At 36.5% G+C, this 6733-nt stretch carries 7 protein-coding genes; all 7 read right to left on the minus strand.

Annotated features, from left to right (window positions below; genetic code table 11):
- A partial coding sequence (locus tag AC1Z3S_RS19620) for a helix-turn-helix domain-containing protein (protein WP_461741776.1) occupies positions 1-747 on the minus strand: 747 nt, incomplete at its 3' end.
- Between the two features lie 57 nt (positions 748-804).
- Positions 805-4671 (minus strand): isopeptide-forming domain-containing fimbrial protein, encoded by a 3867-nt coding sequence (locus tag AC1Z3S_RS19625; protein WP_461741777.1) that lies wholly within the window; start codon positions 4669-4671, stop codon positions 805-807.
- Positions 4664-5065, minus strand: a complete 402-nt coding sequence (locus AC1Z3S_RS19630) for a hypothetical protein (protein WP_461741778.1) — start codon at positions 5063-5065, stop codon at positions 4664-4666. Before AC1Z3S_RS19630 ends, AC1Z3S_RS19625 begins: the two co-directional genes overlap by 8 nt.
- Before the next feature lie 40 nt (positions 5066-5105).
- Positions 5106-5477 (minus strand): helix-turn-helix domain-containing protein, encoded by a 372-nt coding sequence (locus tag AC1Z3S_RS19635; RefSeq protein ID WP_461741779.1) that lies wholly within the window; start codon positions 5475-5477, stop codon positions 5106-5108.
- 11 nt (positions 5478-5488) lie between these two features.
- Positions 5489-5749, minus strand: a complete 261-nt coding sequence (locus AC1Z3S_RS19640) for a hypothetical protein (RefSeq protein WP_461741780.1) — start codon at positions 5747-5749, stop codon at positions 5489-5491.
- A 31-nt stretch (positions 5750-5780) separates the two neighbouring features.
- Positions 5781-6215 carry a hypothetical protein gene (locus AC1Z3S_RS19645; protein ID WP_461741781.1) on the minus strand — a complete coding sequence of 145 codons (435 nt, stop codon included), beginning with the start codon at positions 6213-6215 and terminating at the stop codon, positions 5781-5783.
- Positions 6215-6733, minus strand: a 519-nt coding sequence (locus AC1Z3S_RS19650) for a replication initiation factor domain-containing protein (RefSeq protein ID WP_461741782.1), incomplete at its 5' end; no start/stop codon positions are given. The genes AC1Z3S_RS19650 and AC1Z3S_RS19645, both read right to left, overlap by 1 nt.

A 6733-nucleotide genomic window follows, 5' to 3' on the forward strand; every position in this document is an offset into this window, starting at 1 on the left:
AATTAGATCAGGTTCAGCAAAATATTTTTCATTTGAATTTTCAACAAATGAAATATCCAACTCTTTCTGAATTTTTTTCAATTCTTCGGACGTTGGCGTAACCAGCAACCGCTCAATACTAGAAATCCGCTTTTGCGGAATCCCTGTACGCTCACCTAAAACTTTTTGTGTTAAATCTAATTCCAAACGCATTGCCTTCATCTGTTCCAAGTCAAATGAAGCTACATCAGAACCAGAAACAATAGGAGCAACTTGTTCCACAACTTTATCCTGAAGTGTTGGTGATTCTTCAGGTAAATCATAAATAGCTGATGATAAACTTTCTTCTGGAAGATTAAAAAAGTCGAAGGCTTCCTTTTCTTTTAAAGAAATTGCAGCAATATCTCCCATCGCCACAGAAACACCATCAATCATTAAAAAGCCATCAGAAATAATGAAATGCTCTTTCAACGCTTCATTTCGAGTTAATTTTTCTAAAGCCGAGAAACTTTCTTTTCTACTCTGGCCATTTTTTAAAGTCACAACTAATTCATAAGAAAAAGGTTCTGTTGTAGCAACTGACTTCTGCCGCTGCTTCCCTTCAAACTTTGGAAACGAAAACCCAAAAGCAGGTTTCTTTTTTGCCCGTTTTGCTTTCACCACTTCTTTACCAGCCCCCTTTTTTGACCGTCTGTCTTGAATAAACTGATACGCAAAAAATAGACACAATAATAAAACAGCCCATTCAACAATTTTTTGTATTTCCATTAGTACCTCCTTTAGCTAAATAAAAGAAGGAACCTGCTAAGGCTCCTTCCAGCAATCTTATTCTTCTTCATCGGCTAACTGACGTTTCTTAAAGTACAACACATTTAGTAACAATAGAACCCCAACAAGCGACAATCCAGTAACAATTTCACCAGTTTGTGGTAATTTGCCACCTTGAACAACGAGCGGTGTCAACGTCACGACATTTGATTCGGTTGTTTCGTCACCAACCGTTAACTGCATGGTATTTTCTAATGTAGTCCCTTCTAATCTAGTGTCATGAGTATAGGTTGTATCAATCGTCCACTTCAAATATGTTTGTGACAAGGTATCTGCATAATCCTGATTCACACTTACCGAAATAGCTCGATCATCAACTGTAATCGTTGTTTGATCTGTCACATCATTTCCTTCACTATCCGAAACAGTATAAGAGTTATAACTTAACCCTTCAGGTAATGTATCACTAAACGAAATTGGTGTTCCAGCTGCATTATTATTTCCAATATTCACAGTCCCGACAAAAATCACAGTTTCCTGATCCTGAAGGCCATCATAGTTATCTACTAAAGAGCCATCTTCTTTTTGAATCGCTTTAGAAATACTATTTTCAGTAATTAAGATATTTTGAATATCCAATAACTGTTCGTCTGTTGCAGCATCATGAGAACTCACTAAATTATCAGCAAGCACCGTTTCTTCCTCAGTCACTTCACTACTACTTGTTGTTTCAGTAGTAACCTCAGAAGATTCTGTCGTTTGATTTTCTTCAGAAGAAGAACTGCTACCCTCATTACTAGATTCTGTTGTACTTGTTGAATTTGTCGTTTCATCTTCTTGCGCAACTTCTTCTGAAAGCAATGCTTCTACATCAGCATAAGGAATAAAGACATCTTCTACCGTATACCCTGTTTCATAGAAATGGAAAACGTAGTTTTCATCACTATTTGTCGCTTCATACTTAAAGTACATTTTATTCATTTTCAAAACATGGTTTTCGGTAGTGCTTTGTTCAGAAATATAGTAGATTTCACCATTGATTAATTCTGTCACATGAGAAAATGAACCATCCTCAGCTAGCTCAATATCAGCTAACTTAGTATCGGCTGTAACCTCAACATTTTCATCTACTGAAATATCTTCAGCGTTAAATAAGGCAAATGTTGCCCCATCTTCCGCAACAAACGAACCATCTTCTTGTTCAAAATTCTTAGTACCTTCTAATACAACATTTTGATTCAAGTCAGTTTGTTTTGCATCAGAGATATTTGTTTCTCCCACCGCTTCAATCGTGACAGGAATCGGTGTAGGATCTACTTGAATCCCTTTAGGTGCTGAAATTTCAATAAATTCATACTCTCCTGGCATTTTCACAGTAAAAGTTGCATATCCACTCGCATCTGTCGTTTGCGTATCCGCTACCTCACCTGCTGCATAAGCAACTGTTCCGTCACCATATAAAATTTCTTCAACTGCCTGTAATTCATACGTCACACCTGCTTGTTTTTGGAGCGTATATGTTAATCCGTTTATTGTTTTAGTGTCCGCTTCATCAGAATCAGCAGCATAAGCCACATTAAACAATAGATTAGCTAACACGCCACTAGAACTACTATCAGCAGTTTCTTCCTCTTTCGTAACAGTTGAAATAGGCTGCCACGTAGTCTTGTAAATTTTTGCTTCTAAACTTGGAACTGTCACCGTCACTTCATTTGTAAGCTGATCTTTATCATTAATCGTAGAGGTAGCAGTATTTTTAATCACGGTGCCTGAAGCAATATCTTTTTTGGCCGTCACGTTGATTTCTAACTGGTAACTCTGCCCCGCCATCTTCATGTTAGACAAAAATTCTTTTGAAGACGTATACGTAACCGTATGACTTTTCTCATCATAGGTGTAACTGCCACCTTCATCTACCGCTTTGCCAGATTCATCTAATAAACGGCTAGAGTTATACGTCACATTCGCATCCAATTTGTCCGTGATTTTCCATGACGTAAATTGATTCCCGTTAGTGACCTGTTGGGTCACTTTATATGAAAATGGTGTTCCTGATAAAATCAATTTTCCATTTAAATCGGTTCCTGCAACATCTTGAATGCTTTTTACTGGTGCTTTAGGATTTTCGACTGTCACAGTCACTTTATTCGTGATCTGATCTTTGTCATTAATAGTTGACGTAGCTGTATTTTCAATCACCGTGCCTGAAGCAATATCTTTTTTGGCCGTCACGTTAATTTCCAGCTGGTAACTTTGACCTGCCATTTTCATGCTAGACAAAAATTCTTTTGAAGCCGTATAAGTCACGGTATGACTTTTTTCATCATAGGCGTAACTGCCACCTTCATCTACCGCTTTGCCAGATTCATCTAATAAACGGCTAGAATTATAGGTCACATTCGCATCCAATTTGTCCGTGATTTTCCATGACGTAAATTGATTGCCGTTAGTGACCTGTTGGGTCACTTTGTAATTGAAAGACGTTCCTGACAAAATCAATTTGCCATTTAAATCGCTTCCTGACGCATCTTGAATACTCTTTACTGGTGCTTTAGGAATTTCAACCTTATTTTTTACCTCATTTGTACTATTGGATACATTGTTAATCGTAACCATAGCTTTATTATTGATTTCTACACCATCCGCAACCGAACCATTCACTTTTACTGTCACCAAAAGTCGATAAGTTTCCCCTTCTAGCGGCATTTCAGTTAAAAATTTATCTGAAGCCGTATAGGTCAACTTATGACCAGATTCATCATAAACATACTTTCCATCTGCATCTACCGTTTTTCCCGTTGCATCCACTAACTTAGAACTAACATACGTAACATTTTTATCCAACTGATCTTCAATCATAAACTTACTATATCGTTCCAATAAATCTTGCCCCAAAACAGATACCTTTTGAGAAATTTCATATGTTAGGGTTTGGCCAGCTTGCACCAAATCACCATTAATAGAAGCACCAGCATCATTCATTACATCTTTCACTGGCTTTTCAGGCTCTACACTAAATAAGGTTGCTGTTGTCATTGAGTTCCACGTATACGCATCATTATTCGCCCGACCAGAATAAATTGTAAAGACATTATCTGTTCCAGACAATTTAAATGATACAGTTGCACGATTATAATTAATAGCACCTAATTTATCATAATTGGCATTCCAATCATCGGTATCTGCTGATCCTACACGTTGCCCCAACAATAATTGACCACTACCAGTCGCAGGATTCACAACTTCTTCCAACAATGTATCGTTAGTAACATAATAATCATTGGTATTTATTTTATTAAATCCTACACCCTCAGACCAAGCACCATCACTTGAACCACTTCCACTCGGATTCAAAGAACCAAAGCCCATATACGCATTATCCAATGAAATCGCTTGTCCATTGCTATCTAAAACAACTAATCGGACATCAAATGTTGACGTTCCAGAAAAAATGAAACCCGAAAAAATATTTTTACTTAAATTAAGGTAATTCCCTCTATTATAAAAATCTGAAGGTTCTTTATCCGACTTTACAAAATTTGAATATTCCAATTTCACATGAACAGGTTGACCATCATAAGTCGCAACTGTACCGTGATCTACAACGACCTTTAGCTTAGACCAGTCATTCCGATTGTTCAGCTTTAATTTAAAACTGCCATACTCCTGTTGAAACGCAGCTTCAGATGGTGTAGTAGAATTTTCACCCTCTAGCGTATAATCACTCGTGCCTGATACCTCAATTGTTGCATCATTCGGATTCCCCATTGACGGATTTTTCGGAATGAATAAATCATTGCTAGCAACAATCGGATTCGATGGATTAACCTCTACTCGCGCTGCTTGAACTGTTTGACTAATCCCAACTACTGACAACACCGCTATTAAAAGCGCCAATAACCACTGCTTTACTCGCTTAATCATACGTACCTCCTTTATTTTTTACATTCACTCGTTCAAAATGCCGTTGCAATTGTTTCACCATGTCATAGCCATTTAAATGATTGGCAAACATAATCACACGACTAGCTTCACCATCTTTTTTCGGAAAATCAGCTTGATAAAAGTCATAAAACATTCGATTTTTTTCTTTATAACCCTCAACAATTTCATACCTGTTCCGAGACTTACTGATTAAGCGCTCATACACAACATTTACTAGTGGTGTAAACGGCAAATCACTTCGACCAGTTAGTAACATGGCTTCAATAAACTGTTCGCCATCTTCATCTGTCGGCTCACTTCGTTGGCAGCTAAAGCCATAGACTTTTAACAATCGACTAACTGTCACAATAGGCTCATTTTTTAATCGTATCACTCAATCCCTTCTTTCAAAGACACAAAAATAAGACCTTGAATTATTTCAACGCCTTTCGATATGCTGTCTCTACAACTTGTAGCAACAACTCATTATTCATCTGATGAACATTTTCTAACAAATACTTTCGCAACAAAATCGTATCTTTTTGATACCGTTCAGTAAACCATAGAAATTCTTTATATTGAACCACCCCATTTCTCTGAAATAATTCTCCTTTCAATAATTCTGGCGTTACTTCTAATGCTTCACTTAGTAAGGCCAACCTATTTCCTTTAGGCGTTGATACTCCCCCTTCATAATTTTGTATGCTGTTATATCGAACACCAACTTTTTTCGCCAGCTGATCTTGTGTTAACCCCCTCATATTCCTTAGTCGTTTAATATTTTGTCCTAATACATTATCCGCCAATTAACTCCCCCCTACCGCTTTTCTACCGCCAATTTTAATTCCTTCAAAAACTTGGGAGTAAATTCATCTGAAATTCTATCAACATCTAGAAATGGTATATCTCCACTAGGATATTTCCGCTGGCAGTAATGCTTTAACTCAACAAAGCTATCACTTACTTCAAACGCATCAGACGCAGTAGATTCCGTAATAAATTCAATACTTGCACACAATAAGGTAATCACCCTATGTTTTAACTCACGTTTTAATTCCTCAAATGTGACAAAAACCATATAAAACTCCTTTCATTAAAAATTATGATTATTAACTATCAGCTGGAAAAGAATCAATATACAAATCTCTGTTAGCATTTTTATATTGAGGTTCTTTTAACAAAGTAAGCAAATAGTCTTTTGCGGCTTCTAGATCATCAAATGTTTCCAAAGCAGAATGAAAATAATAGACAGCAAACTTCTGATTTTTACTTTGCATCTTTTTCAAGTCTTTTACCAGATCATCAATAAAATCCTGTAAATAGCGGTACTCTAATAAATCAATTTCGTTAACAGGCACCTCGCCCTTATACCGATACTTTACATAATTTTGCATTTCTTTAAATACCGTACATTCGACAAATGCTTCGGCAATCATAGGTTCCGTTACGTCAAAATCAAATTCGCTGCCGTTTTTAATCATTAAAATTCGAGTTGCTTTACTTAAAAAATGATTTTCTACTTCTTTCAGCGACATTTTGTCCATCATAAAACCTCCTTTACAATAAAATCAGCAATTTCCATTGCTTTCACTTCAATAATATGCAAATGCTTATCGCTCAATTCTGCTTCATCAATCATTTCACGAACCGTATTTTCACCCATCATATCGTCAATATCTTCTAGCATTTTCACATTAGCAGCAACAGATCGTTGAAACCAATTTCTCGTTCGCTCGTATAATTTTTCGTTAGGTTCAGTTACTAGCTTCACAGCCCCAACGTCTCCGATAAAAAATTGCCATTTTTTATTCGGCTTCCAGTATTTTCGCTTTACCCCACGTTTGCCATCTACAAACAAAAGATAATCATTCAGGACACCTAAAATGATATCCGTCAAGCTACCCAATCTCAGATATTCTAAAATTGCATTCATTGCACGATCATTTTTGAAACGTAGCTCATAACGATTTTTTATCGGAATATCCTCAACTCTTAGGCCTAATTTTTTTGCCTGTTCATAATTTTTTTGATAAAACGCAATATAGAACTCACTTTTGGAAGA

This window comes from Enterococcus sp. LJL90 (assembly GCF_056924355.1).

Coding starts and splice junctions, on each gene's coding strand:
- AC1Z3S_RS19625 (WP_461741777.1), bottom strand. CDS start 4,671: ATGATTAAGCGAGTAAAGCAGTGGTTATTGGCGCTTTTAATAGCGGTG.
- AC1Z3S_RS19640 (WP_461741780.1), bottom strand. CDS start 5,749: ATGGTTTTTGTCACATTTGAGGAATTAAAACGTGAGTTAAAACATAGG.
- AC1Z3S_RS19645 (WP_461741781.1), bottom strand. CDS start 6,215: ATGGACAAAATGTCGCTGAAAGAAGTAGAAAATCATTTTTTAAGTAAA.